Source organism: Pseudoalteromonas sp. SCSIO 43095, assembly GCF_023650455.1.
GTDB lineage: Bacteria > Pseudomonadota > Gammaproteobacteria > Enterobacterales > Alteromonadaceae > Pseudoalteromonas > Pseudoalteromonas tetraodonis.
This window is the reverse complement of sequence record NZ_CP087995.1, coordinates 1,595,743-1,621,622: the sequence shown is the minus strand read 5'-3', so window position 1 is coordinate 1,621,622 and position 25,880 is coordinate 1,595,743. Positions and strand designations below refer to the sequence as shown.

At 40.6% G+C, this 25,880-nt stretch carries 23 protein-coding genes and 2 tRNA genes; 12 read left to right on the top strand and 13 right to left on the bottom strand.

Annotation, left to right across the window (positions count from 1 at the left end):
* Positions 1-53: 53 nt before the first annotated feature.
* From prpB to prpF, 4 genes are all read left to right on the top strand, one after another.
* Complete coding sequence (gene prpB / locus LOC50_RS07685) at positions 54-932, top strand: methylisocitrate lyase (RefSeq protein WP_013464731.1); 879 nt, start codon at positions 54-56, stop codon at positions 930-932.
* Between the two features lie 24 nt (positions 933-956).
* Positions 957-2,084: a bifunctional 2-methylcitrate synthase/citrate synthase gene (gene prpC, locus LOC50_RS07680; RefSeq protein ID WP_250653000.1), complete on the top strand. Its 1,128-nt coding sequence runs from the start codon at positions 957-959 to the stop codon at positions 2,082-2,084.
* Between the two features lie 113 nt (positions 2,085-2,197).
* Positions 2,198-4,807: a Fe/S-dependent 2-methylisocitrate dehydratase AcnD gene (gene acnD, locus LOC50_RS07675; RefSeq protein WP_250652999.1), complete on the top strand. Its 2,610-nt coding sequence runs from the start codon at positions 2,198-2,200 to the stop codon at positions 4,805-4,807.
* A 13-nt stretch (positions 4,808-4,820) separates the two neighbouring features.
* A complete protein-coding gene (gene prpF / locus LOC50_RS07670) occupies positions 4,821-5,993 on the top strand; it encodes a 2-methylaconitate cis-trans isomerase PrpF (RefSeq protein WP_250652998.1) in 1,173 nt (390 codons plus the stop codon).
* A gap of 69 nt (positions 5,994-6,062) precedes the next feature.
* Here the strand turns inward: prpF and LOC50_RS07665 are convergent, their stop codons facing one another.
* Both LOC50_RS07665 and LOC50_RS07660 read right to left on the bottom strand, forming a co-directional pair.
* Positions 6,063-6,257, bottom strand: coding sequence for a hypothetical protein (locus LOC50_RS07665; RefSeq protein ID WP_250652997.1), 195 nt, complete (start codon positions 6,255-6,257; stop codon positions 6,063-6,065).
* Between the two features lie 255 nt (positions 6,258-6,512).
* Positions 6,513-6,851, bottom strand: coding sequence for a hypothetical protein (locus LOC50_RS07660; RefSeq protein ID WP_250652996.1), 339 nt, complete (start codon positions 6,849-6,851; stop codon positions 6,513-6,515).
* 177 nt (positions 6,852-7,028) lie between these two features.
* Between LOC50_RS07660 and LOC50_RS07655 the strand changes: the two genes are divergently transcribed.
* A complete protein-coding gene (locus tag LOC50_RS07655) occupies positions 7,029-7,952 on the top strand; it encodes a hypothetical protein (RefSeq protein WP_250652995.1) in 924 nt (307 codons plus the stop codon).
* Here LOC50_RS07655 and LOC50_RS07650 read toward each other — a convergent pair.
* From LOC50_RS07650 to LOC50_RS07630, 5 genes are all read right to left on the bottom strand, one after another.
* Complete coding sequence (locus LOC50_RS07650) at positions 7,936-8,712, bottom strand: transporter substrate-binding domain-containing protein (protein ID WP_250652994.1); 777 nt, start codon at positions 8,710-8,712, stop codon at positions 7,936-7,938. The genes LOC50_RS07655 and LOC50_RS07650 overlap by 17 nt on opposite strands.
* Positions 8,713-9,185: 473 nt before the next feature.
* Positions 9,186-9,262: transfer RNA gene (locus LOC50_RS07645), tRNA-Val, on the bottom strand.
* A gap of 26 nt (positions 9,263-9,288) precedes the next feature.
* Positions 9,289-9,365: transfer RNA gene (locus tag LOC50_RS07640), tRNA-Val, on the bottom strand.
* Between the two features lie 235 nt (positions 9,366-9,600).
* A complete protein-coding gene (locus LOC50_RS07635; RefSeq protein ID WP_250652993.1) occupies positions 9,601-10,650 on the bottom strand; it encodes a DUF3080 family protein in 1,050 nt (349 codons plus the stop codon).
* The gene (locus tag LOC50_RS07630) at positions 10,628-11,983 is read right to left on the bottom strand and encodes an MATE family efflux transporter (RefSeq protein WP_069439356.1); all 1,356 of its coding nucleotides are present in this window, start codon (positions 11,981-11,983) and stop codon (positions 10,628-10,630) included. The genes LOC50_RS07635 and LOC50_RS07630 overlap by 23 nt, the downstream gene beginning before the upstream one ends.
* Before the next feature lie 192 nt (positions 11,984-12,175).
* Here LOC50_RS07630 and LOC50_RS07625 point away from each other — a divergent pair, with 192 nt between their 5' ends.
* Positions 12,176-12,802, top strand: coding sequence for a riboflavin synthase subunit alpha (locus LOC50_RS07625; protein WP_138627701.1), 627 nt, complete (start codon positions 12,176-12,178; stop codon positions 12,800-12,802).
* Here the strand turns inward: LOC50_RS07625 and LOC50_RS07620 are convergent.
* The gene (locus LOC50_RS07620) at positions 12,799-13,002 is read right to left on the bottom strand and encodes a CPXCG motif-containing cysteine-rich protein (RefSeq protein ID WP_008464077.1); all 204 of its coding nucleotides are present in this window, start codon (positions 13,000-13,002) and stop codon (positions 12,799-12,801) included. The genes LOC50_RS07625 and LOC50_RS07620 overlap by 4 nt on opposite strands.
* Before the next feature lie 213 nt (positions 13,003-13,215).
* Positions 13,216-14,085: a fructosamine kinase family protein gene (locus LOC50_RS07615; RefSeq protein ID WP_036982909.1), complete on the bottom strand. Its 870-nt coding sequence runs from the start codon at positions 14,083-14,085 to the stop codon at positions 13,216-13,218.
* Positions 14,086-14,207: 122 nt separating this feature from the next.
* Between LOC50_RS07615 and LOC50_RS07610 the strand changes: the two genes are divergently transcribed.
* Positions 14,208-14,900 carry a hypothetical protein gene (locus LOC50_RS07610; RefSeq protein WP_024601678.1) on the top strand — a complete coding sequence of 231 codons (693 nt, stop codon included), beginning with the start codon at positions 14,208-14,210 and terminating at the stop codon, positions 14,898-14,900.
* A gap of 98 nt (positions 14,901-14,998) precedes the next feature.
* Here LOC50_RS07610 and LOC50_RS07605 read toward each other — a convergent pair whose 3' ends face one another.
* Entirely contained in the window at positions 14,999-15,361 is a 363-nt protein-coding gene (locus LOC50_RS07605) for a DUF3718 domain-containing protein (protein WP_193048898.1), read from the bottom strand.
* 443 nt (positions 15,362-15,804) lie between these two features.
* On the opposite strand from LOC50_RS07605, the gene LOC50_RS07600 reads away from it, so the two are divergent.
* The 3 genes from LOC50_RS07600 to LOC50_RS07590 all read left to right on the top strand — a co-directional run bounded on the left by LOC50_RS07600 (position 15,805) and on the right by LOC50_RS07590 (position 19,327).
* The gene (locus LOC50_RS07600) at positions 15,805-16,590 is read left to right on the top strand and encodes a hypothetical protein (protein WP_076920911.1); all 786 of its coding nucleotides are present in this window, start codon (positions 15,805-15,807) and stop codon (positions 16,588-16,590) included.
* A 100-nt stretch (positions 16,591-16,690) separates the two neighbouring features.
* A complete protein-coding gene (locus tag LOC50_RS07595; RefSeq protein WP_193048897.1) occupies positions 16,691-18,073 on the top strand; it encodes an amidohydrolase in 1,383 nt (460 codons plus the stop codon).
* Positions 18,074-18,085: 12 nt separating this feature from the next.
* On the top strand, positions 18,086-19,327 hold the full coding sequence (locus LOC50_RS07590; protein ID WP_250652992.1) for an amidohydrolase family protein: 1,242 nt from the start codon (positions 18,086-18,088) through the stop codon (positions 19,325-19,327).
* A 110-nt stretch (positions 19,328-19,437) separates the two neighbouring features.
* Here LOC50_RS07590 and LOC50_RS07585 read toward each other — a convergent pair whose 3' ends face one another.
* Both LOC50_RS07585 and cspD read right to left on the bottom strand, forming a co-directional pair.
* Positions 19,438-21,660 (bottom strand): NADP-dependent isocitrate dehydrogenase, encoded by a 2,223-nt coding sequence (locus LOC50_RS07585; RefSeq protein ID WP_250652991.1) that lies wholly within the window; start codon positions 21,658-21,660, stop codon positions 19,438-19,440.
* A gap of 453 nt (positions 21,661-22,113) precedes the next feature.
* Positions 22,114-22,332, bottom strand: a complete 219-nt coding sequence (cspD, locus tag LOC50_RS07580; protein WP_013464751.1) for a cold shock domain-containing protein CspD — start codon at positions 22,330-22,332, stop codon at positions 22,114-22,116.
* Between the two features lie 209 nt (positions 22,333-22,541).
* Between cspD and clpS the strand changes: the two genes are divergently transcribed.
* A complete protein-coding gene (clpS, locus tag LOC50_RS07575) occupies positions 22,542-22,850 on the top strand; it encodes an ATP-dependent Clp protease adapter ClpS (protein WP_008110102.1) in 309 nt (102 codons plus the stop codon).
* A gap of 68 nt (positions 22,851-22,918) precedes the next feature.
* The gene (gene clpA, locus LOC50_RS07570; RefSeq protein ID WP_036982899.1) at positions 22,919-25,180 is read left to right on the top strand and encodes an ATP-dependent Clp protease ATP-binding subunit ClpA; all 2,262 of its coding nucleotides are present in this window, start codon (positions 22,919-22,921) and stop codon (positions 25,178-25,180) included.
* A gap of 466 nt (positions 25,181-25,646) precedes the next feature.
* Here the strand turns inward: clpA and infA are convergent, their stop codons facing one another.
* A complete protein-coding gene (infA, locus tag LOC50_RS07565; RefSeq protein ID WP_002962494.1) occupies positions 25,647-25,865 on the bottom strand; it encodes a translation initiation factor IF-1 in 219 nt (72 codons plus the stop codon).
* Between the last annotated feature and the right edge of the window lie 15 nt (positions 25,866-25,880).

Here is a 25,880-nt window from a genome sequence, read left to right as displayed (position 1 = left end):
TAAAAAATACTAAGTTGCCAAAGAGCAGCCCCGTTCAAAGTTAGGAGAAGGTAATGTCAGCAGGATTAAAATTTAAACAGGCAATTGCAAATAACCATCCGTTACAAGTGGTAGGTACTATTAACGCGTACACCGCGATGATGGCTGAAAAAATGGGCCATCAGGCTATTTATTTATCGGGTGCGGGTGTGGCTAATGCCTCATTTGGTATGCCAGATTTAGGTATGACCAGCCTTGATAACGTGCTTGAAGATATTCGCCGTATTACCGGTGCTAGCGATTTACCTTTGTTAGTGGATGCCGATACAGGTTGGGGTGGGGCGTTTAATATTGCCCGTACCGTTAAAGAAATGACTAAAGCAGGTGCAGCAGGCTTTCATATTGAAGACCAAGTAGCGCAAAAGCGTTGTGGCCATCGTCCTAATAAAGAAATAGTTACCCAAGCTGAAATGGTAGACCGTATTAAAGCCGCAGTAGATGCAAAAACCGATAGCGATTTTTACATTATGGCACGTACCGATGCGTTTCAAAAAGAAGGCTTAAACGCAGCAATAGACCGTGCAGCAGCTTGTGTTGAAGCCGGTGCCGATGCCATTTTTGCAGAAGCCGTTCATGACCTTGCAGATTATCAAGCATTTACCAAAGCGATTAATGTGCCTATTTTGGCCAACATTACTGAATTTGGCCAAACCCCAATTTACACCAAAGAGCAACTAAGCGATGTGGGCGTAGAAATGGTGCTTTACCCATTAAGTGCATTTAGAGCAATGAACAAAGCGGCACTTAATGTGTACTCGGCTATTTTGAATGAAGGGTCGCAACAAAGCCAAATTGAAAACATGCAAACGCGTGCAGAGCTTTACGACTTTTTAGATTATCACTCATACGAAAACACGCTCGATAACCTTTTTTCAGCAAAATCTGACAAATAATAAAAATTCAACAGGAGACACATCATGGTAGATAAAGCATTAGGTGGCGCAGGCTTACGTGGCCAAGTAGCAGGACAAACCGCATTATGTACAGTAGGGCAAACAGGCTCAGGTTTAACTTACTGTGGTTACGACATTAGCGAATTGGCTGAAAAAGCGCAGTTTGAAGAAGTGTCGTTTTTACTTTCACGCGGCGAGCTACCAACATCAAGCGAACTGGCAGAGTACAAAGCTAAACTTAAAAGTTTACGCGGTTTACCAAAGGCACTAAAAACAGTGCTTGAGAACATCCCTAAAGACGCACACCCAATGGATGTAATGCGCACAGGGTGTTCTATGCTAGGTAACCTTGAAATGGAAAATGACTTTAGCGAAGCAAACGATGCGATTGACCGTATGGTGGCAATTTTCCCAAGTATTATTTGTTACTGGTATCGTTTTACTCATGACGGTGTTCGTATTGAAACACAAACTGATGATGACTCAGTTGGTGCACACTTTTTAACGCTATTACACGATAAAGCGCCAAGTGAATTATTTGCACAAGTAATGAATGTATCACTAATTTTGTACGCAGAGCATGAATTTAATGCCTCTACCTTTACCGGTCGCGTGTGTGCATCAACGCTTTCTGATATTCACTCATGTGTTACTGGTGCAATTGGTACCTTACGTGGTCCACTGCATGGTGGTGCCAACGAAGCCGCCATGGATATGATTGAAGGCTTTACCAGCGCCGATCAAGCAGAAGATGCACTGATGGGGATGCTTGAGCGTAAAGATAAAATTATGGGCTTTGGCCACGCTATTTACCGCGAGTCAGATCCACGTAATGTTATTATTAAAAAATGGTCTGAAAAATTAGCCGCAGAAGTGGGTGATGAGGTGCTTTACCCAGTGTCAGTTCGCTGTGAAGAAGTTATGTGGCGTGAGAAGAAGTTATTCTGTAATGCTGACTTTTTCCATGCATCGGCGTACCACTTTATGGGTATTCCTACTAAGTTATTTACGCCTATCTTCGTAATGAGCCGTGTAACTGGTTGGACAGCTCACGTAAAAGAGCAACGTGCAAATAACCGTATTATTCGCCCAAGTGCTGATTACACCGGGCCAGATGCGCGTAGCTACACGCCAATTGAATCAAGAGGCTAATTAGTTAGCGTTTAAGGTGAGCCTAGCTCACCTTTTATTGTTTATAGCGCTGATGATTACTCATTATAGCGCTTTAGCGTACTCTCCTCCGTCACCAAATTAGCGAATTTATTATGACCATTATTAATAATACCCAATACCGTAAGCCTTTACCGGGCTCAAATGTTGATTACTACGATACCCAAGCCGCCGTCGATGCCATTAAACCTGGCGCATACGCTACACTACCTTACAGTTCGCGTGTATTTGCCGAAAACTTAGTGCGTCGCTGTGAGCCCGAAATGCTAACCGATGCACTGAGCCAAATAATTGAGCGTAAACAAGACTTAGACTTTCCGTGGTATCCGGCACGCGTTGTATGTCACGATATTTTAGGGCAAACCGCACTGGTTGATTTAGCGGGCCTGCGTGATGCTATTGCTGCAAAAGGTGGCGATCCTGCAAAAGTAAATCCGGTTGTACCGACTCAACTGATTGTTGACCACTCATTAGCTGTTGAGCACGCAGGTTTTGATCCCGATGCATTTGAAAAAAACCGCGCCATTGAAGATAGACGCAACGATGACCGTTTTCATTTTATAAACTGGACCAAAACCGCGTTTAAAAATATTGATGTGATCCCACCGGGAAATGGCATCATGCATCAAATTAACCTTGAAAAAATGTCGCCGGTGATTCAAAACCGCGATGGCATTGCATTCCCAGATACCTTAGTAGGTACCGACAGCCATACCCCACATGTTGATGCTTTAGGTGTTATTGCTGTTGGCGTAGGTGGCCTTGAAGCCGAAAGCGTAATGCTTGGGCGCGCATCATATATTCGTTTACCCGATATTGTGGGCGTGGAGCTTACCGGTAAACGCCAACCCGGCATTACTGCAACCGATATTGTATTGGCTATTACCGAATTTTTACGCGAGCAACGTGTGGTATCGACTTACCTTGAGTTTTACGGTGAAGGGGCTGATGCACTAACCCTAGGTGATAGAGCCACCATTTCGAACATGACCCCAGAATTTGGCGCCACCGCGGCTATGTTCTACATTGACGATAAAACCATTGATTACTTGCGTTTAACAGGCCGTGATGAAGAGCAAATTGCCCTAGTAGAAAACTACGCTAAAACAGCGGGTTTATGGAGCGATAGCTTAAAAACTGCTCAATATGATCGCGTACTTAAATTTGACCTATCAAGTGTAGGGCGCAACATTGCAGGCCCTTCAAATCCGCATCGTCGTGTATCTACCAGCGATTTAGCAGCGCAAGGTATTTCGGGTGTTGTTGAGAACGAAGAAGGCTTAATGCCAGATGGCGCCTGTATTATCGCCGCGATTACCAGCTGTACTAATACCAGTAACCCACGCAATGTAATTGCTGCAGGTTTATTGGCGCGTAACGCCAATGCAAAAGGTTTAATGCGTAAACCTTGGGTTAAAACCTCATTGGCACCGGGCTCTAAAGCAGTGCAATCGTATCTTGAGGATGCAAAATTATTACCAGAGCTAGAGCAACTTGGTTTTGGTATTGTTGGTTTTGCCTGTACTACCTGTAACGGCATGAGTGGTGCACTAGACCCTAAAATTCAACAAGAAGTGATTGATCGCGATTTATATGCAACAGCAGTGCTTTCGGGCAATCGTAACTTTGATGGTCGTATTCATCCGTATGCTAAGCAAGCGTTTTTAGCGTCACCACCACTTGTGGTTGCTTATGCAATTGCCGGTACCATTCGTTTTGATATAGAAAAAGACATCCTCGGTAAAGATCAACAAGGTAACGATGTAACCTTAAAAGATTTATGGCCATCTGATGAAGAAATAGATGCGGTTATCAAACAAAGCGTAAAACCTGAGCAGTTTAGAAAAGTATACGAGCCAATGTTTAATTTAACCGTTGATTACGGCGAAGATAACGACCCATTATACGATTGGCGTCCAGAAAGTACCTATATTCGCCGCCCACCTTATTGGGAAGGGGCACTAGCAGGTGAGCGCAGCATGAGTGGTATGCGCGCGTTGGCAGTGCTTGGCGATAACATTACAACCGATCATTTATCACCCTCTAATGCGATTATGGCAAGCAGCGCGGCAGGTGAATACTTAACTAAAATGAACGTGCCAGAAGAAGACTTTAACTCGTATGCAACGCACCGAGGCGATCACTTAACTGCGCAGCGCGCCACGTTTGCAAACCCTAAACTATTGAACGAAATGGTATTGGATGAAAACGGCGAAGTGAAGCAAGGCTCATATGCGCGCATAGAGCCAGAGGGTAAAAACACACGCATGTGGGAAGCAATCGAAACCTACATGCAGCGTAAACAGCCACTCATTATTGTAGCAGGCGCTGATTACGGCCAAGGCTCGTCGCGCGATTGGGCGGCAAAAGGTGTAAGGCTTGCAGGTGTTCAGGTTATTGCAGCTGAAGGGTTTGAACGTATTCATCGTACTAATCTCATTGGTATGGGTGTGCTACCACTGGAATTTGCTGCAGGTACAACCCGCAAAACACTTAACCTAGATGGTAGCGAAAGCTATGATGTAAAAGGCGAACCAGCACCAGGGGCAACTTTAGAATTAGTGATCACTCGTAAAAATGGTGAAGTAGTCACTGTGCCAATGAAATGCCGATTAGATACGCAAGAAGAGCTTTCTATTTATGCGGCAGGCGGTGTATTGCAACGCTTTGCACAAGACTTTTTAGAAGCAACGCAAGCATCATAAGGATATAAAAAAGATGTTTAAACCACAAATTAAAGTGCCAGCGACCTATATGCGTGGCGGCACCAGTAAAGGCGTGTTTTTTAATTTAACTGATTTACCTGAGCCTGCCCAAGTGGCAGGCGAGGCGCGCGATAACTTATTACTGCGCGTTATTGGTAGCCCAGATGCGTACGGTAAACAAACCGATGGTATGGGTGGCGCAACCTCAAGTACCAGTAAAACGGTTATTTTGAGTAAGAGTGAACAGCCCGATCACGATGTTGATTATTTATTTGGTCAAGTCGCCATTGATAAAGCGTTTGTTGATTGGAGTGGTAACTGCGGCAATTTAACCTCTGCTGTGGGCGCATTTGCCATCAGCAATGGTTTAGTTGATAAAAGCAGAGTGCCAGATAATGGCATTGCTATTGTGTGTGTATGGCAGGCTAACATTAAAAAAAGCATTTTAGTGCATGTACCTATGGCCAACGCTCAAGTACAAGAAACCGGTGACTTTGAGTTAGATGGTGTTACCTTTCCTGCCGCTGAAGTAAAGCTGGAATTTATTGACCCTGCTGATGGTGATGGCGCGTTATTCCCAACAGGTAATGTGGTGGATGACTTAGAAGTGCCAGGCGTGGGCACGTTAAAAGCAACCATGATCAACGCAGGTATTCCGACTATTTTTGTAAATGCAAGCGATATTGGTTATTCCGGTACTGAGCTGCAAGATGATATTAATAGCGATAATGCGGCGTTAACTATGCTTGAAAGCATTCGTGCCCATGGCGCAGTAAAAATGGGCTTAATTAATACTATTAATGAAGCGCAAGCACGCCAACATACGCCTAAAGTGGCTTTTGTTGCTCCAGCAAAAGACTACACAGCCTCAAGTGGTAAGCAGGTTAATGCCAGCGATATAGATTTGTTAGTACGTGCAATGTCAATGGGTAAGTTACACCATGCCATGATGGGCACAGCCGCCGTGGCTATTGGCACAGCAGCCGCAATTGACGGAACATTAGTTAATTTGGCCGCTGGTGGCGGTGCTATTAACGAGGTTAATTTTGGTCATCCATCGGGCACACTTAAAGTAGGTGCCGAGGCGGTTGTTACAAATGGCCAATGGCAAGTGACTAAAGCGAGTATGAGCCGCAGCGCACGTGTATTAATGGAAGGCTGGGTAAGAGCGCCATTTGATTTTTAAACATTATATAATAGCTGATGGCTATGAGAGCATCAGCTTTATAGTTACCATGGAGTTTAAAATAAATCGTTAATTATCCAAGGTTATAACACTGCTGTTTTTTATTTTTATAAAGCGCTCAAATTCATTATTTGCACGTACATTCGCTATTTCTGCGTTGATATCATCTAAGATAAATTGCCAATTAGGCGTACTTTTACTGATTTCATAACACAGGGCTTTGTATTCTATGCTTGGCGTTAATGCAACTTGCGCACTAAGCATCCTCTTTTTTCTCTAGCTGATAATAGTGATTTATAAATACTGGCTTTTAGCACTTCTAAGTCGGCAACAATAAGCTCAACCCGACCATTTAAAAGCAAATGAATAAGCTGATACTCACTGTTAGCAACGATGGTTTTTATTTCGCCTTGTTCAATAAGTTCATCTAATTATTTACTATTTGTATATGAGCGTACCACCCCATAACCCTGTTTTTTTTACAGACTCAATACTGCCATCGTAATCTATGCTGTGATCTTAAAGTGCTACAAATGATAAGTCGCCACTAGGAATGGGCTCAGATAACGCCAATAACGGATTACGTGTTTTGGTTAAAGTGTTTTCTGACATTACATCGTCACTAATAAAATACTCAGGAAATAAAATATCAGCTTTACCTAATTCAGCTTCACGAACGGCACGCGTCCAAGGGTAAAACTCCATATGTACACCATAGCCGCTTTTGTATTTCTTTCCGGGAAGCGTGATGTTTTTATTGTCGACCGTATAGGTTACTGGCGCAGGTTGTGCGTAAGTGAAAAATGATAGCACTAGACTAAGGCAGCGATTAAAAATATTCTCATGAGGGTAATGCATTTTATCTTTAATTTTAAGTTTAGTGCGTTATTTGGAATAAACAACTTAAATAGTGAGGTTCTTCTAGAACAATTAAATATAGCCTTAAAAAGCGATAGCTATTAACATGCAAAGGTAAGTAATTTCACTTTAATACGACATAACAACTAAAAGTCTTTTTTACTAGAGGGAATTTTTATGGCTAACAAGCCAATAAGTGAAGACAATCCATTTGCTAATTTATCTGATGTACAGTGTGAGCAGATCCAAAATTGGTACCAAAAGCATATTTCTTCAACTTTACATTCTTTACTTAGAGGCAGTAAGTCTGGGCAAATTATTGAGAGTAAGTTAGAAAGTACTTTAAATAAAGCATTCTCTCAGAGCAAACAGCTTACTACTTATGCTATTGAGGGGAATTCGAGTATTAAATTAAAAAATGCCAGTGTTATGGCTGAGCTTAATGATACCCGTGATTTGTTTTATGGCGCGCAAGTTAAAATAAATATACTAGAGCAAAAAATAACAACCAGTGCTCAAGAAATACAATTATTAGAGACAGAAAAAAGCGAGCTGCAATTAGAAGTACGTAGCTTAAAGCAACGCTTAAATCACGTACTTTCAAAGCTAGAATCGCAAGGAGCCTCATTCCAAAAAAGCCATTATGTAGGACGTATATTAGTCCAGGCTTTGCGAGCAAGTTTTGAAAATTGGCAGCAAACTCCACAAGGAGAGCCCTTTAAAAATCATGATTTTTACAAGCTTTTCCCGCGTGTTTTGTACTCAAGCTTATTAAAGGAAATAGAAAAACTGCTAGGGGAGCAAGATTATAATCAAATCGAGCGTTCACTTAGTGATTTTGTGTTTAAGCAAAAGGGCTCGCCTGTAGAAAATTGGCCAGATGAAGACCCGATTTACGAGACGCGATTAATTAACCAAAAGCAGTCAGAGCTGTTAATAAAATTACATAGCCAACATCTGCAACGAAAAAACTTTACGTCCTATTTAGAAAAACGCCTTTCTAGTACTGGTTTTACCCATAAACACAGTGATTTATTGATGACTTTAGTTGAGTTTGCGACACACGATGAAAATAGCAAATTTTCTAGTTATTGCCATTAAATGATAAGCCAAGCTGCTCTAATCTAGTTGCAAAAGTATTTTGTGAGAGTGCTTTTTTTACTAATTTATAAAGCGTGTTTATACCAAGTTGCTGTGTTGGACGAATTAATAACTGGTTTTTATACGTTTGCGCGACGCGTTCAGATATAAGCAGCTTTTTTTTACTTTCTGGGTATTTATTGAGGTATTGATTTAAGTAAGAACGGGTAACAATCGCCATATCGCTGCGTTTTTTTAATACTAATTCAATACTTTTTTTATGACTGCTCAGTAACGTCATTTTATATTCGTTTTCAAGTATTGATGGATTGTTTTCAAAGTTTGCTAACTGATAATGATAGCCTAAAATCCCAATGAGGGTTTTATCGTCTAAGTTATCAAACCAAGCTTGTGACTTTGCAAATTGCTTTAAAGCAATAAATACTTCGCTGTCTGTTGCTATCACAGGGGAGTTACTGATTATATGGTTGCCTTGCAGCCACCCCCAGTTTGGATCTTCAAAAAATACCGCATCGAACAAACCTTGCTGATAATCTTTAAAGCGCCGAATAGGTGTGGTGAGCACAAGCTCAAAATGATAGTCAGATTGTATTTTATTGAGTTCGCTAATTAGCTCTACGGTGAGACCTGAAGCTCGGCCGTCAACAATCTCTACGTAGGGAGGAAATTCATAGCCACCCACTTTGACCAGAGTTTTAGCTTGAACTTGCCCAGCAAAAATAAATAGCAATAGTAATGTAATGAGTGCGGCAGACTTCACAGGTAAATCCTTTCCTAGAATACTTTCTGATATTTAACCTTATAAGATAGCCTACTTGTTAACATAGTATTAATTTTCAAGCAATAAATTCTGACTTTGCAACGTGATTAAATGGATGTTACCTGATATTTATTAAGGAAGTTTAGAGCGTGAGTGTTTTTTCTTGGAATGTTTTTTGATGTTGGGCGTTGCTTGATGGTGGTAGGTTACACAATGTCGGGTGGCGCGGCTTCGCCACTTAACCGACCTACGTTCCCAACAATTAACGTAGGTTGGATAATTCGGAGGCGTCATCCGACGATGTTGGATAATTCAAAGGCGTCATCCGACGATTTTGGTATTGGTTATTACCGGTGCAGGCCTTGCTTTATGTTGGGTGGCGTTTGGTATTGGAATGTTACCTAATGTCGGGTGTTTCACCCATGTCGGGTGGCGCGGCTTCGCCACTTAACCGACCTACGTTCTTTTTGAATTGGTACGACCGAGTGGATTCGAACCACCGACCTCTACCATGTCAAGGTAGCGCTCTAACCAGCTGAGCTACGGTCGTACAATTTTTTTAGGATTCTTAAATGTTGGTACGACTGAGTGGATTCGAACCACCGACCTCTACCATGTCAAGGTAGCGCTCTAACCAACTGAGCTACAGTCGTACTATGAGTTTACGTACTATTTAATTCATCCATGAAGCTTCATCCTGTCGGCGTCCTGCCTCCACCTCGTTCGGCTGCGAAGCTTCGCTTCGGTCTAATCTCGCCCAACTGAACTACAGTCGTACTTCTGTATTTAAGAATTGTTAATTGCTTAACAACGGTCGCTAATATATAGCGTGATGAGTGGTGAATCAAGCATGTTTATGTTATTTGAGTTTATTTGCCGTTTTTTTATTCATATTGGACTGATTTCGCACGTTTTATAAAATTTTTGCCACCAGATAACATGCTCTTTTGCTGACGCTTTTAGCTGAGCGAGTAAGTTGTTAGAATTTGGGTCAAGTAGGGCATTTACCGCTTCGCTACTCACTGCTTGATTAAACCATAGCTGCATATAAAGCGGCTGCAATGTTTCTAAATACCCGCTCAGCTGTGCTTGATAAGGCTGTATTTGTTTTAAATAATATTTATTAAATATATTACTGACAATTTTAGCTTGCTGCTTGTTTTTACCTTTAGGGCAAATATCTTCTACTACTAATGAATTTACAAACTGGGTTGCTGTATGATTTAAGCTAATTTGTTCTCGCGCAGCTTGAATAAGCTGTTGGTCAAATTTGTATTTGTTGAGCGTTTCAAGCGCTGACAAAATATCATCGCTGTTTATTGCCATACTCCCTTTAGTTTCTATTTGGTGTTTAATGGTCGTTAGCTTTTTAAGCGCCTCAACCGTGTCACTAAACCCAGCCGGTTGGCTGCTGAGTTCTTGGCCAGTTAGCTGCCAAGTGCTGCTTAGTTCAGGTTCACTATATAAAACATTATTAAAATAATAAGTGAGTTGAGTTTGTTTTTGGTTTTTTGCCGCTGTAATTTTACTGTGAACGTTGCTTTGTTTATCTAAGGTGTTTAAACAGTTTTGCGCGCTTTGAATAAAATCTATTTGGTACTTCAATTGGCTAGCAGCGGTGGCGGTTTTGCCTAATTGATTATTATGCTCGCTTATCAGAATGTTAAGTTTACATTGGCTAATACCAGCTAGTTCAGTTATGCCAATTTTAATGGCAGGTTGCAACGCTTCAACTGGCTTTACTAAGGCTAATTGTTGCAGTGGCTTTGTGTGTGGCTCAGGCGTTTGTAAGGTATTACTTAAGCGAGACAAATAGGTTTTATTTGCCTCACTGGGCTGCTCTGAGCAGCCCAAAAGCACCATACAACATGCCGCCAATAACCAATTAACCGGCAGTTTGGTATAGATTGATTGTTTAAGTGAGAATAAATGGTTCACGTTTAAATCGCCTATGAACGGTCAGCATCAGTAGTATAGCTGCAACTGATAAGCCAACGATAATGCCTATCCAAAAACCATGCGGGCCCATTGCTGGCACTATCATGTCTGTTCTTGCTAATACGTAGCCTAAACTAAAGCCGATTAACCAATAAGAAATAAAAGTAATATACGAAATCGGCGCTGTGTGTTTTAAACCACGTAAAATACCGTTTGCAGCTACTTGTAATGCATCAGGAAGTTGGTAAATACAGGCTAAAATCATAATTGATGAAGCAAGCGCAAGTACCGCAGGGCTATCGCTATATAATTGGCTAATCACATCACGCCCTATAAATGTAATAAAAGCGATAAACAACGCAACCATAGCCGCCATAATATAACTTGTTGATACTGCAACTTTTAATTGATCTAAATGATTCTGCCCAAATAAATTACCAATTCGTATGCTAATGGCAATTGAGAGGCTCAGAGGCATCATAAATAATAGTGCCGTAACACTGGCTGCAATTTGATGGCCAGACACAGCCACCGCACCCAAATGCGCAATAAACAAGGGAATACAGGCAAACAAGGTCACTTCAAAAAAAGTAGCGAGTGAAATAGGAATACCGAGTTTGGTAATAATACCTATGGTTTTAAAATTGGGTTTTTCAAAGCCAGTTAATAGGCCTTTGGCATCTATTTTTTTACTCAGCTGGCAATAAGTAACTTGCGCAATAGCCATTACAGTAAATACCAGTGCGGTGGCAATACCACAGCCAGCGCCCCCAAATGCGGGCAGACCAAAGAAGCCCTTAATAAAAATATAATTGAGTGGGATATTTACCGCAAGTCCGAGTAGGCTGATATAAAACGCAGGCTTGGTCATCCCCATGCCTTCGGTCATATTTCTATACACGGTAAAAATTAAAAAACCAAATACACCCCATTTAACAAAATGAATGTAATCAAAAGCAAGTCCCGCAATCGCCGGGCTAGTATCAAGCTGTAAAATAACGGTGTTGGCAAGCTGGGCAGCACAAAAACCTGCAATACTTAAAAGGAGCGTTAAATAAAGCGCTTGCTGAAAATAATGGCTAATGCCGTTGCGGTCTTTAGCACCCGCAAATTGAGCAATGACTCCCGTTAGGGCTAATAGAATACCTTGTATTGCTAATAAAATTGGGTTCCATATTCCTGTAGCAATTGAGAGGGCGGCAAGATCGGTAGGGCTCACTTGTCCGGCCATAATGGTATCAACCACTGACATTAATACTAAGGTCACTTGTGCTAAAAAAACGGGAAAGGCGAGGGAAAGTAAACGTTTAGCTTCCCAACTACAAAAAGTCATAAAAAACAGCTATTCAGAAAAATATGGGCGCATTGTAATCTATTGTGATTGCTCTATCTATGTAGACAATCAGCGAATCTATTTAATTGCTGCATAAGCTTACTTTTGTTGCGAATAAAAGTGCTCTTAAGTGAATTATTTTAGCGATTGATGCGTTAAACTAGCACTTTGTTAGAAAGAGAAGCGATTTTTATGTTTACCGGTATTATTCAAACTCAAGCAACAGTAGTCTCTAGAACCCATACGCAGGGTGTATTACGTTTAGTCGTTTCTGTTAATGAGCAATACGTAAAGCATTTAGACTTAGGTGCTAGCATCGCTATAAATGGTTGCTGCTTAACGGTTGTTAAAGTAGAGCTTAGTAATCAAGATGTAGTGGCTCAAGTGCATTTTGATGTTATTGACGAAACTTTGCAGCTTACTAACCTTGGACAACTGGAATTGGGTAGTTTAGTCAATTACGAGCGTTCTGTGTCGTTTGGTACTGAGCTGGGTGGGCACATAGTCTCTGGTCATATTCATTGTACTGCCAAAATAGTGCAAATAGTTAAACTAGAAAACAACTATAAAATACAGCTCAGCCTGCCACAAAAATGGCAAAAATATGTGTTATACAAAGGTTTTGTATCTATTAATGGCGCCAGTTTAACGGTTGGCAATGTTGATGAGCATGGCTTTTGGCTGCATTTAATACCAGAAACACTCGATATTACTAATTTAGGTGCAGCCGTTGTAGGTGATGAGTTTAATATAGAAGTTGATCAGCAAACATACACTATTATAAACACCGTCGAAAACTACATGCGCCAACATAGCTAAAATATTTGTTCGTCATCGCTGTCCACGTGTAACTCTAATTTATTACGTGCATAGTCTATATGCATATTTAAATGAATTAGATTACAGCAGGCACTGCATTCTTCGTAGTAGTCTTGGTCGCCCATACTGGCATCAAGGTCTAAATGAATATGGTGTCCACAATGTGGGCAGGCGATACGTTGTGATAAAAAGTCTTTCATAACACCCCCTTAAAAATTAAGTTATTTTACCTAGATAGCACATAACGGCTTAACACTAGGTAGCTTAAACTCTGACTAAATGATTTACTTATATTGAGCTATCAACAGTCACTTATTACAAGTAAATTCAATGCAATTAGCGTTAAAAATAACACTCGAATAGATTTATTTTTTAGAGTTCAAGTATAAGTATAGTGCTTATATTTTGTTTACTCATTTATTTAAGTTTAGTAGTTTTTCAACGTGTTCTTTAGCCTGATTTAAGTAATGGCCTGCATAAATATTGGCATGGTTTAAAATAGGGTAAAGCTGATAAATAAGCTTACGATGTTGGTAGTTCTGAGAGAGTGGATAATGATGATTATAGGCGCTATAAAATTCATCGGGTAATGGGGCAAAAAGCTCACTCATAGCAATATCGACCTCCCGATCACCGTAATAGCAAGCAGGGTCAAATAGGGTCGGAATATTATTTACAAATCCCATGTTTCCGCGCCAAAAGTCGCCATGTAATAACGAGGGCAAAACATGATGATTATGCAGTTGCTCTTTTACTAAATTTATCAGTTGTTCGGGGTCTGCCAGCACAATATCTTTTTCAGCTAATAGCTGTAATTGCCAACCAATACGTTCTTCTGCAAAAAATACATCCCATTTTTTATGCCATTGATTTGGTTGAGGCGTAGAGCTTAAATAATTGTCTGTATCAAAACCAAACATCGCTTGCTCGTGTTTTTGATGTAACATGGCAAGGTGTTCACCCATCGTTGACCAATGCGTGTGGGGAAGGTCATCAAGTGTAAGCCACTCTAATACGATAAACGCATATTCTATATTGGCGCCAGTTGTAATACAGTCGGGCACCATAAATATACTGTTTTGAGTGAGTTGTTTTAAGCCCTGTGCTTGTGCTTCAAAGCGATCAAGCTCATTTTTTTGCGCAATTTTAACTAAATAATTGTGCTTGCCATCACTTATATGGAAAAGCTTATCGGTTGATGTGTTTTGCAACTGACGTTTATGGGTGTGTTTAAAATCGTAATGGATAGCCTGACTGATCTGTTGATTGATTGTTTTCCACATAACAATTGCTCACCTTTTAAACCTATAAATAAACTATGGCAAAAAGGGATTAAATAAACAAATTAATCGGTGTAAAATTAAGACTATCAATTTCTGATACAAATCACTGAAATGGAATAAAAATGAATAAAAGTTTTATCACTAACTTATTGGCAGCGTGTTGTGTTGTTATTGGTTTTGTATTTGATCAAGCCATTGTACTTTCGGTGGGCTTATTTGCACTCTCTGGTGCGGTTACAAACTTACTCGCTATTCATATGCTATTTGAAAAAGTCCCGTTTTTATATGGATCGGGGGTGATTGCGCTCAAGTTTGAAAGCTTTAAAGTAGCTATAAGAAATTTAATACTTACGGAGTTCTTTTCTGAGCATAAAATAGACAAGCTTCTAAGCAAGGCGCAGCCAACGATAGACTTTGAATCGGTAATTGAAAAGGTAGATTTAAATCCCGCTTTCGATAATTTGTTAGTGGTGATAGAGCAATCACAATTTGGCAGCATGCTGGCAATGTTTGGCGGTACAGAGGCGGTAGAGCCAATGCGAGAAAAATTTATCGAAAAAATGCAATTATCACTGGTGCAAATAAGCGGCACCGACGATTTTAAAATGCTACTAAGCGATATGCTTACTCAAGGCAATAACGCGGAAAGTTTACATAATACAGTACTCAAATTAGTGGATGAACGCTTAGATGAACTCACCCCTAAAATGGTAAAAGAAATAATTCAAACTATGATCCGCGAACACTTAGGCTGGCTCGTTGTATGGGGTGGGGTATTTGGTGGCTTGTTTGGTTTGTTGGCAGCGCTTATTTAATAATAAATACACGTTAAGCAGGTACTAAGGCCTGCTTAACGTGTTTGATTCGCGTAAATTGAACGTATTAAAAACCGATTTCCTAGTCATAATTTAGGTTATTTAGATCCCGCCATAATAACCACCATCGGTTTATTTACCTTTGCCAAATCCCTTATTGATGTGTTGGTGGTAGCCTCAATATTGAAAAAGCGTGCAGATTTGTCTAAATTATAAAGCGCTACAAAATCATTCACTGATAAATTATTGCAGCGTAATTTTTTGCCAATTACATGCTTGTTGGTATGGAGCTCTTTAATTGTTTTGTGCAGTGTCAGTTGTTTGTTAGATGCAACGGCCATGCAAACTTGTGTACCGGGTGATGAATCAGTGGCAACAAAAGTGGTTGCCATTAGAGGCGCTGTTAATGTTGCTGCGCCCAATAATACAGTTGAATATAGAGTTGCTTTGAAAGAAATCATAGTAGTTGCATCTTTGTTTATGTGCAACTCAAGTATTGCTTAATGTAGCCGAAATCTTGTTAACTAAATGGGGCAAGCTGTAATAAGATGTGTATATAAATTATGCAATTTTGTAGGTGTATGAAAAGTTGTTCATAAGTAACCTGAACTATGAATAATGAATCTATCTCAAGCAGCTATTTTCAGCGCTAACTGCGTTGAATTTACTTGCAATAGGCCCGCTATTGACACGAAAATTCGCCTTGTTTTCACTGTAAATTTCTAGCTGGGGAAAACAAACCAAGTTATTAATATAATTCAATATGTTAGTAAATCTCTTAACCAGAGTTCAGGTTAAGTAATTTATTTTTGACACACTTTAGCGTTTTCATACTGAAATATTTTTTCAGACTGTTATTATCGCGCCCTAAATTTGTGGCATTTTATATTTTTGGAGCGCAATTGTGAATAAAACGTTAGCCAGTTACTACCAGCAAGCTTATGCATGTGAGCAACAGCATTTTAACCAATGTTTTTATTGCGGCTGTGAGGCAACAGAGCGCGATCATTGCCCGCCATTACACATGCTACAAAGTATTATTGATTTAGGCGAAGAAGCAGATTTTGTTGCTATTGCGGCTTGTTATGAATGCCATGCATTACTTCATAATGAACGCTTAATGACCATTGATGAGCGTTTTAGTAAGCTTAAAAAGAAACTATCAAATAAATACGCAAAGCCCTTACGTGTGTACAACATGTGGGAAGAAAGCGAGCTTGGCGACATGAGCGATGAATTTGCGCACAGCATTAAAGCAGGCATGAAACTCGGTAAAGAAGCGGCTGAGCGACTCGCCTTTACAGGGTTTAGTTATGCCACTGAAGAAGCGCGCGTTACGGTGCGCGAAAAAACCAAAGAGTTTGATGTAGAAGGCACCGTATTTACCGACTTCAAAGAAGCGCTTAACTATTGCATTACTGTATTAAAAGTACAAAAAAGTGATTTTTATAAAATTTTAGTCGAGGATTATCAAGGCGATTTTAATAAGGCATTGAGCCAATACAGGCATCGTCATGATAAAGTCACCGCCGCAAAAGATGGTAATACATTAATTAAAGATTTTTCAAAATTACATAAGCAAAATTCGGATTTTGTAACCCGAACGGTTAAACACTTTATTAGTAAAGATCCATCGCTCACCACAGAAGGGGCACTGGATAAGCTTTATAACAATTATATAAAAAAATAATTACAGAAACTCACCTTAAATAACGGCCTTTTCACCTGTTTTTTTAGCTTTATGCGTTTGCTTTCGCTAAAGTAGTAAAAAAACAGGAGAACCTAAAAACATGCAAAAATTTGCTCCCTCATTGTTAGCTGTTAGTTTAGCAGCGGCTCTTGTTGGTTGCCAAGAAAGCGGCCCGCAAGATGCAAAAGTAACCATTAATAAAAACCCATACCCAAGTACTTATCAACCCGTTGCTACATCAAGCACATTAATTACCAATGCCACTGTATTAACAGGCACGGGTGAGCGTTTAGATGAAGCCGATGTATTACTTGTTGATGGTAAAGTACAGCAAGTTGGTAAAGATTTAACCGCTAACGCAGACACCACTATAGATGCGCAAGGCAAATGGGTAACACCAGGTATTATTGATGTTCACTCTCATTTAGGTGCTTATCCAAATCCGTCGGTTGAGTCTCACCAAGATGGCAACGAAATGACTAGCCCAAATACAGCAGAAGTATGGGTTGAGCATTCAATTTGGCCACAAGATCCAGGCTTTAATCGCGCACGTGAAGGCGGTATTACCTCGTTACAAATTTTACCAGGTTCAGCTAATTTATTTGGTGGACGTGGCGTTACCCTTAAAAATGTACCGGCTCACACCATGCAAGGGATGAAGTTTCCTGATGCACCATACGGTTTAAAAATGGCGTGTGGTGAAAACCCTAAACGCGTTTATGGCCGTAAAGGTGAATTACCGATGACACGTATGGGTAATATGGCAGGCTATCGCACAGCTTGGATTGGGGCGCAAGAGTACAAGCGTGCTTGGGACAAATACGATGCTGATTACGCTGCGGGTAAAAACCCAGAAGCTCCACACCGCGATATTAAATACGATACCCTACGTGGTGTTTTAGAAGGTGAGGTTCGTATTCACAATCACTGTTATAAAGCTGAAGAAATGGCGATGATGATCGACCTTTCTAAAGAGTTTAATTATCACGCGGGTACATTCCATCACGGTATTGAAGCCTATAAAATCGCAGATTTACTGGCTGAAAATGGCTCGTGTGCAGCACTTTGGCCAGACTGGTGGGGCTTTAAAATGGAAGCCTACGATATGGTACAAGAGAACGTAGCGATTGTTGATGCAGTTAAAAACTCATGTGCCGTTGTGCATTCAGACTCAGACACGACGATTCAGCGCTTAAATCAAGAAGCCGCAAAAGTAATGTACAGTGCAAACCAAAATGGTTTTGATATTTCTGAGCAGCATGCAATTAAGTGGATCACGGCTAATGCCGCTAAATCACTCGGCATTGAAGATAAAACAGGCTCACTTGAAGCAGGTAAACAAGCTGATGTGGTTATTTGGAATCAAAGCCCATTTAGCGTTTACGCAAAAGCAGAGCAAGTGTTTGTTGATGGTGCAAAAGTTTACGATAGAAACGATAGCGCGTTCCAAGCACAAAGTGATTTTATGTTAGGTCAACAATAAGGAGCACCCAGAATGAAAAAATTATCACGTTCGTTTTCGCTTTCTCTGGTTGCTGCAGGGTTACTAGCATCGGGTGCGGTGAGCGCTCAATCTCTTGCTATTATTAATGCAACACTGCATACATCCTCAGATCAAGGCGTATTAGAGTCTGCCAGCATCGTAATGAATGATGGCAAAATTACTGCAATCAATCCTAGCGATGTCAAAGCAGATAAAATTATCGATGCCAAAGGTCAAATCGTGACCCCTGGTTTTATTGCCACTGTAAATCAACTTGGTTTAGTTGAAGTCGGTGCGGTTGCGGGCTCTCGCGATGCGGGAGAAGAAAAAGCAGGTATTGATTTTGATGTAAGCTTGGCATTTAACCCTCGTTCAAGCCTAATCCCTTATGCACGTAAAGGCGGTGTTACCCGTGACTTAATCACCCCGTACGGCGGTGACAGCATATTTGCGGGCCTTGCCAGTGTGGTGGATTTAAGTGGCAGCTTTGAAAGCGTACTTAAAAAACAAGCGGCATTAGTGGTTCATTTGGGTGAGCGAAGCAAAGGCTCTCGTGCATTTACATTGCAAACACTGATCAATAAGTTAGATGAGCACCAAACCAAAGCAAGCAAAGAAGCTAGAAAAGACGATGCTAAGCAAAGTGCTGAAGATAAAATAATGGCTAAAGTACTAAAAGGCGATATGCCATTACTAATTAGTGTGTCGCGTGCATCGGATATTGTTGAACTTATAAAAGTGAAACAGCAGTTTGGGGTAAATATTGTTCTTAATGGTGCGCAAGATGCCGTTGTAGTTAAAGATCGTATCGCAAAAGCGGGTATTCCTGTGATCATCAGTGCAATGGATAACTTACCAGGCAGTTTTGATTCATTACATGCAAGCCTAAATAATGCCGGCATACTAGAAAAAGCAGGTGTTAAAGTACTTTTAACTGTGGGTGGCGATGCCAGTCATAATGTTTACCAGCTCCGCTATGATGCCGGTAATGCAGTGTCTTATGGTATGAGCCAGCAAGGCGCATTAAAAGCGATGACTTCAAATGTGGCTGATGTATTTGGTATTAATGCCGGTAGCCTAGAAGTAGGTAAAGCCGCTGATGTTGTAATGTGGAGTAATGATCCGTTTGAGCTGAGCAGCCACGTAAATAAAATGTTTATTAATGGGGTTGAGGTAAGTACTGAATCTCGCCAAGATAAACTGCGTGAGCGCTATACAACAGAGTCGAACATGCCACGCGCGTACACAAAATAAACTTTTAAAGTTGAATTGAAAAGGCCGCATTAGCGGCCTTTTTTACGAATACCTTTTTCTTAGACACAAAAAAGGCGCTCTATGAGCGCCTTTTCGTTCATTTAACTGATTTATACTAGTTTAGATAAAATCTCGTTAAATGTTGTGCTTGGGCGCATTGCTTTAAAAGCTGCATCGTCATTTGGCTGGAAGTATCCGCCAATGTCCATTGCTCGGCCCTGTGCATCGTTTAGCTCGCTAACAATTTGCTCTTTGTTAGTTTCAAGGTCGCTAGCAATTTGCGTAAATTGCGCTTTAAGCTCGCTGTCATCATTTTGCTTAGCAAGTTCTTGTGCCCAGAATAAAGATAAGAAGAAATGAGAACCACGGTTATCAATCTCTTTTACTTTACGTGAAGGCGACTTGTTTTCAGCTAAGAATGTGCCGGTAGCTTTATCAAGTGTATCTGCAAGTACTTGTGCTTTTTTGTTACCTGTTGTTGTGCTTAGGTGCTCAAGTGACGCAGCAAGTGCTAAGAATTCACCTAAAGAATCCCAACGTAAGTGGTTTTCTTTTTCAAATTGTTGAACGTGCTTAGGAGCAGAGCCACCTGCACCAGTTTCAAATAAACCACCGCCATTCATTAGTGGCACAATTGAAAGCATTTTAGCACTGGTACCCAATTCTAAAATTGGGAATAAATCTGTTAAGTAATCACGTAACACGTTACCCGTTACAGAAATTGTGTCTTTACCTTCTTTGATGCGTGCTAGTGAGAACAAGGTTGCATCCATTGGCGATAAAATTTGAATATCTAGGCCAGCAGTGTCGTGATCTGGTAGGTATTTATTTACTTTTTTGATTAGCTCAGCATCGTGTGCACGTTCTGCATCTAACCAGAAAATAGCCGGATTACCTGTTGCGCGAGCGCGGTTTACTGCAAGTTTAACCCAATCTTGAATAGGTGCATCTTTAACCTGACACATGCGCCAGATATCGCCTTTCTCAACACTGTGCTCAAGTAACGTATTACCGTTTGTGTCTACAACACGGATAGTACCGTCAGCTTTTGCTTCAAATGTTTTATCGTGTGAGCCGTACTCTTCAGCTTTTTGAGCCATAAGGCCAACGTTTGGTACGCTACCCATAGTAGTAGGATCAAATGCACCGTGCTCTTTACAAAAATCAATCGTTGCTTGGTAAACGCCAGAGTAACAACGATCTGGAATTACAAAGCTTGTGTCTTGTAATTTATCGTCTTTATTCCACATTTGACCGCTTGAACGAATTGCAGCAGGCATAGAGGCATCGATGATCACATCACTTGGTACGTGTAAGTTTGTAATACCGCGATGAGAATCAACCATTGCGATAGCAGGGCGGTCAGCGTAAACAGCTTGAATGTCAGCTTCAATTTCTTCGCGCTTAGCGTCATCTAAAGTTTGAATTTTAGAGTACACATCGCCTAAACCGTTATTTACATCAACACCTAGCTCTTCAAAAAGTGCACCGTGTTTTGCAAAAACGTCTTTGTAAAATACTTTTACAGCGTGACCAAAGATGATTGGATCAGATACTTTCATCATGGTCGCTTTCATATGAAGCGAAAATAACACGCCTTTTTCTTTAGCTGCATTAATTTCATTTTCCAGGAATGCTTGTAATTTTGCAGCACTTATACGTGATGCATCAATAACTTCACCAGCAAGTAGCGGTGTGCTTTGCTTAAGTACAGTGATATCGCCATTAGCCGCTACGTGTTCAATACGAACATCCGTTGCTTCATCAACAGTTAGTGACTGCTCTGAACCAAAGAAGTCACCTTCTTCCATACTTGCAACATAAGACTGCGAATCTTTGCTCCATGCACCCATAGAATGTGGGTTATTACGTGCATATTTTTTTACTGAACTTGGTGCGCGACGGTCAGAGTTACCTTCACGAAGTACAGGATTTACTGCACTGCCTTTAATTTTGTCATAGGCGGCTTGAATTGCTTTTTCTTCATCGTTTTTAGGTTCTACAGGGTATTCTGGAAGTGCATAACCTTTTTCTTGAAGCTCTTTAATTACAGCGCGAAGTTGTGGAACTGAGGCACTGATGTTTGGTAATTTAATGATGTTAGCTTCTGGTGTTTTTGCCATTTCGCCAAGTTCTGCAAGTGCATCACCAATGCGTTGTTCTTCTGTTAGGTAATCCGGGAAGCTCGCAATTACACGACCAGCGAGTGAGATGTCGCGTGTTTCAACTTCAACACCTGCCGCATTTGTGTACGCTTGGATAATTGGTAACAACGAATACGTTGCTAATGCCGGAGCTTCGTCCGTTTTTGTATAGATAATTTTTGATGTCATCATCATTCCTAGATAGTAGGCCGCATTGGCCAAATTCAACAATGCAAAGAAATCATCGCCTAATACCTTATAAATAAAGTATTAATGTATGCAATGAGTAGTCTGTTAGGTGTTGGTACTCGTATAACCTAAACAAGGTAAGAATAATCACACCTGACGGACTAGTGTCTTTTATAACTAAAATTTATGTAAATCTAAACTAGCCATTAGGCTAAAGTAATTACGCTTTACAGGATAAAGAGTGTAACAAGCTTGGCTAAAAAGGGCTAGGATTACGCGCCAAACGCCAGCAGTTAAACATCTAATAGTGAAATTATTGGGGTAGATAAAATAAAATCAAGGAGTGGGGTTGAATTAACGAACAATGAAGCAATTAATATAGAAGTGGTTAGGGGTTTTAGGGAATTAAGCGAGGATCTAAATAGGTCGCTCGCTTTAGTCTCATATTTACAATCACTCTAAAATATCGCCGTTAGGGGCAATATTAGTAGCGTGTAGACCTTTAGGGCCTTGTTGTAATTCGAAGGTAACATCTTGACCAGCTTTAAGTGTCTTGTATCCGTCCATTACAATAGTGGAGTAATGAGCAAAAATGTCGTTCTCGCAACCGTCTTCTACGATGAAACCAAAACCTTTGGCGTTGTTGAACCATTTGACTTTACCACAAGCCATACTTCTACATCCTTCTATAAGTTGACTAATTTAGTTATCCTAAACTGTATTGTTTGTTAGACTGACTAAGGTTTAATCAATCACCATTTGACTGTAGTTTATTTAAGCAACCAGTCAAGTGTTTTGGGTTATTTTTTAACATTTTATTTATTTTTTTATTCAAGTTTGCTTGAGTTACAAAGACAAGACTATATTTAATTATGAGTGGTATGAAAGATTCTGGTGTTATCGACACCGTTCGCGATAGTGAAAAGCAAAAGTTGCAGCCACCGCGAAAATATAAAGTTGTGTTAAACAACGATGATTACACGCCGATGGATTTTGTAATTGAGATCTTGATGACGTTTTTTAATATGGATAGCGATAGAGCAACTGATGTGATGCTGCAAATACATCAGCAAGGTAAGGGCATTTGTGGTGTTTACAGCGCAGATGTAGCACATACCAAGGCTGAGCAAGTTAACCGCTACTCAAGGGATAACGAGCATCCACTGCTATGTAGTTGTGAGCAGGAATAAATACCACAAAGGTGAACTTTCATCTTTGAAGTGCGGTATAAAATTATTATCTCTGTAAGGGGTTGCCAATGCTAAATAAAGACTTAGAACTAACTTTGAACACCGCGTTTCGTGAAGCGCGTACACGTCGTCATGAGTTTATGACTGTAGAGCATCTTTTATTAGCTCTACTCGATAATCCATCAGCTGGAGAAGCGCTTAATGCGTGTGGTGTTGACATTTCTGGATTAAAAACAGAGTTACTTGAATTTATTGATGAAACCACACCGGTTATTCCTGATTTAGAAGAAGAACGCGAAACTCAACCGACGCTTGGTTTTCAGCGGGTATTACAGCGCGCGGTATTTCATGTGCAATCTTCGGGAAAAAATGAAGTGACAGGTGTAAATGTACTGGTGGCTATTTTTTCTGAGCAAGAAAGCCAGGCAGTTTATTTACTTAAAAAGAATGATATTTCTCGCCTTGATATTGTTAATTTTATTTCTCATGGGATTGCTAAAGGTGATGACGAATTAGGCGATGACACTGACGATATACATGAAGAAGTGCAAGAAGTTGACAGTGAAGAAGCGAGTAAGCTCGACAGCTTCACCACTAATCTCAACATACAAGCCAAAGAGGGCAACATTGACCCGCTTGTTGGTCGTGACAGCGAAGTAGAGCGCACAGTGCAAGTGTTGTGTCGTCGTAAAAAAAATAACCCATTACTGGTTGGTGAAGCTGGCGTGGGTAAAACAGCCATTGCCGAGGGTTTAGCGTATCGTATTGTTAATGAACAAGTACCTGAAGTTATTGCAGATGCGGTTGTGTACTCTTTAGATATGGGCGCGTTACTTGCCGGTACCAAATACCGAGGCGATTTTGAGAAGCGCTTTAAAAGCTTATTAAAAGAGCTACAAGCAAAACCGGGTTCAATTTTATTTATTGATGAAATTCATACCATTATCGGTGCAGGTGCTGCGTCGGGTGGGGTAATGGATGCCTCAAACTTAATTAAACCGCTACTTTCAAGTGGGCAATTACGTTGTATGGGTTCAACGACTTACGGTGAGTACAAAAACATTTTTGAGAAAGATCGTGCCTTGGTACGTCGCTTTCAAAAAATTGATGTGCTTGAACCTAGCGTTGAAGATACAACTAAAATTCTTAACGGCTTAAAAGAGCGTTATGAAGCACACCATGGTATTCGTTACACGCAAAAAGCGTTAAAGGCGGCAGCCGAGCTTAGCGCAAAGTATATTAATGAACGTCACCTGCCTGATAAAGCGATTGATGTTATTGATGAAGCGGGCGCAAACCAACGTTTGTTACCTACCTCTAAGCGTAAAAAAACGATTGGTGTATCTGATATTGAGATGATTGTGTCTAAAATGGCGCGCATTCCACCACAAAATGTGTCGTCTTCTGATAAAGAAACGCTGAAAAATTTAGACCGTAATTTAAAAATGTTGGTGTTTGGACAAGATCAATCAATTGATGCATTAACTTCTGCTATTCGCTTATCGCGCTCAGGTTTAGCAAACGAGAACAAACCGGTTGGTTCGTTCTTATTTGCAGGCCCAACGGGGGTCGGTAAAACTGAGGTTACCAAGCAATTAGCTAAATGCATGGGTGTTGAGTTTATTCGTTTTGATATGTCTGAATACGTTGAGCGCCATGCGGTGAGCCGTTTAATCGGTGCGCCTCCGGGTTATGTAGGTTTTGAACAAGGCGGCTTATTAACAGAAGCGGTTATAAAAAATCCACATGCAGTGGTATTGCTGGATGAAATTGAAAAAGCCCATCCTGATATCTACAACATTTTATTACAAGTTATGGATCACGGTACGCTAACAGATAATAACGGCCGAAAAGCTGACTTTAGAAACGTCGTCGTGGTGATGACCACCAATGCCGGCGTACAAGAAACTACACGTAAGTCGATTGGTTTTAGTGAGCAAGATCACACACACGATGCAATGGGTGAAATTAACAAAGTATTTTCACCTGAATTTAGAAACCGCTTAGATAACATTATTTGGTTTAATCACCTTGAGAAAGAGGTTATTTTACAAGTGGTTGATAAATTTGTTGTGGAGCTTCAAGCGCAACTAGACAAGAAATCAGTTAATCTTGAGCTTACCTCTAAAGCACGTGAATGGTTGGCTGACAAAGGCTATGACAAAGCAATGGGCGCACGCCCTATGGCACGTGTTATTCAGGAAGACCTTAAAAAGCAATTAGCAAACGAAATACTGTTTGGTGAGCTAATTTCTGGCGGTACGGTAAAAGTATCGGTTAAAGATAAAAAACTACGTTTTGATTACGAGAGTGACTTAACGCCAGCCTAACCTAAAAGGTTAGCGATTTTAAAAAGTCTGCTTTGTGCAGGCTTTTTTATTTGCCAAAGAAACAGGCAACAAAAAACCCAGCAAAGGCTGGGTTTTTTGTTTATTAAATGTAATTACTGGCTACTAGGGTCTGTTGACCTTTCAAGGTTAAATTTGCAGCAGTCTGTTTGGTATTTAGGCAAGGCAGAGCCTATGTGGTGTGGTTATTCCCCATAAATAGGCGATAACGCAGCATCAATGCCAAACAGGCGCTGCCCGAAGGGTTCTGCCTAGGGGCGATTTACTCTTTGTTGCTCGGTTTTTACTTAGCCCACTAGGTTACAAACCTCGCGCCGCGATTAAACCGCCCTTAGTTTGAACAAATTTTAATCCGCAAAGGTCAACAGACCCTAGCATTAATTACATTTAATAAACGCTTAAAGCTAGTTTGCACTAGCCAAAAACTAAATCTCGTTTACGCACTTACTTAGCGAGCACGGAATACGATACGACCTTTCGATAAATCGTAAGGAGTCATTTCTACCGTTACTTTATCGCCGGTTAAAATACGGATATAGTTTTTGCGCATTTTACCTGAAATATGAGCTACAACTACGTGACCATTTTCTAGCTCAACTCGGAACATTGTATTTGGTAAAGTATCAAGGACTGTCCCTTGCATTTCGATTACGTCTTCTTTCGCCATGTTTAGCGTAACACC

Excerpts from the sequence above, each read along its gene's own strand:
- prpB (WP_013464731.1), top strand. The coding sequence starts at position 54 with ATGTCAGCAGGATTAAAATTTAAACAGGCAATTGCAAATAACCATCCG.
- prpC (WP_250653000.1), top strand. The coding sequence starts at position 957 with ATGGTAGATAAAGCATTAGGTGGCGCAGGCTTACGTGGCCAAGTAGCA.
- acnD (WP_250652999.1), top strand. The coding sequence starts at position 2,198 with ATGACCATTATTAATAATACCCAATACCGTAAGCCTTTACCGGGCTCA.
- prpF (WP_250652998.1), top strand. The coding sequence starts at position 4,821 with ATGTTTAAACCACAAATTAAAGTGCCAGCGACCTATATGCGTGGCGGC.
- LOC50_RS07665 (WP_250652997.1), bottom strand. The coding sequence starts at position 6,257 with ATGCTTAGTGCGCAAGTTGCATTAACGCCAAGCATAGAATACAAAGCC.
- LOC50_RS07660 (WP_250652996.1), bottom strand. The coding sequence starts at position 6,851 with ATGCATTACCCTCATGAGAATATTTTTAATCGCTGCCTTAGTCTAGTG.
- LOC50_RS07655 (WP_250652995.1), top strand. The coding sequence starts at position 7,029 with ATGGCTAACAAGCCAATAAGTGAAGACAATCCATTTGCTAATTTATCT.
- LOC50_RS07630 (WP_069439356.1), bottom strand. The coding sequence starts at position 11,983 with ATGACTTTTTGTAGTTGGGAAGCTAAACGTTTACTTTCCCTCGCCTTT.
- LOC50_RS07625 (WP_138627701.1), top strand. The coding sequence starts at position 12,176 with ATGTTTACCGGTATTATTCAAACTCAAGCAACAGTAGTCTCTAGAACC.
- LOC50_RS07620 (WP_008464077.1), bottom strand. The coding sequence starts at position 13,002 with ATGAAAGACTTTTTATCACAACGTATCGCCTGCCCACATTGTGGACAC.
- LOC50_RS07615 (WP_036982909.1), bottom strand. The coding sequence starts at position 14,085 with ATGTGGAAAACAATCAATCAACAGATCAGTCAGGCTATCCATTACGAT.
- LOC50_RS07610 (WP_024601678.1), top strand. The coding sequence starts at position 14,208 with ATGAATAAAAGTTTTATCACTAACTTATTGGCAGCGTGTTGTGTTGTT.
- LOC50_RS07605 (WP_193048898.1), bottom strand. The coding sequence starts at position 15,361 with ATGATTTCTTTCAAAGCAACTCTATATTCAACTGTATTATTGGGCGCA.
- LOC50_RS07595 (WP_193048897.1), top strand. The coding sequence starts at position 16,691 with ATGCAAAAATTTGCTCCCTCATTGTTAGCTGTTAGTTTAGCAGCGGCT.
- LOC50_RS07590 (WP_250652992.1), top strand. The coding sequence starts at position 18,086 with ATGAAAAAATTATCACGTTCGTTTTCGCTTTCTCTGGTTGCTGCAGGG.
- LOC50_RS07585 (WP_250652991.1), bottom strand. The coding sequence starts at position 21,660 with ATGACATCAAAAATTATCTATACAAAAACGGACGAAGCTCCGGCATTA.
- cspD (WP_013464751.1), bottom strand. The coding sequence starts at position 22,332 with ATGGCTTGTGGTAAAGTCAAATGGTTCAACAACGCCAAAGGTTTTGGT.
- clpS (WP_008110102.1), top strand. The coding sequence starts at position 22,542 with ATGAAAGATTCTGGTGTTATCGACACCGTTCGCGATAGTGAAAAGCAA.
- clpA (WP_036982899.1), top strand. The coding sequence starts at position 22,919 with ATGCTAAATAAAGACTTAGAACTAACTTTGAACACCGCGTTTCGTGAA.
- infA (WP_002962494.1), bottom strand. The coding sequence starts at position 25,865 with ATGGCGAAAGAAGACGTAATCGAAATGCAAGGGACAGTCCTTGATACT.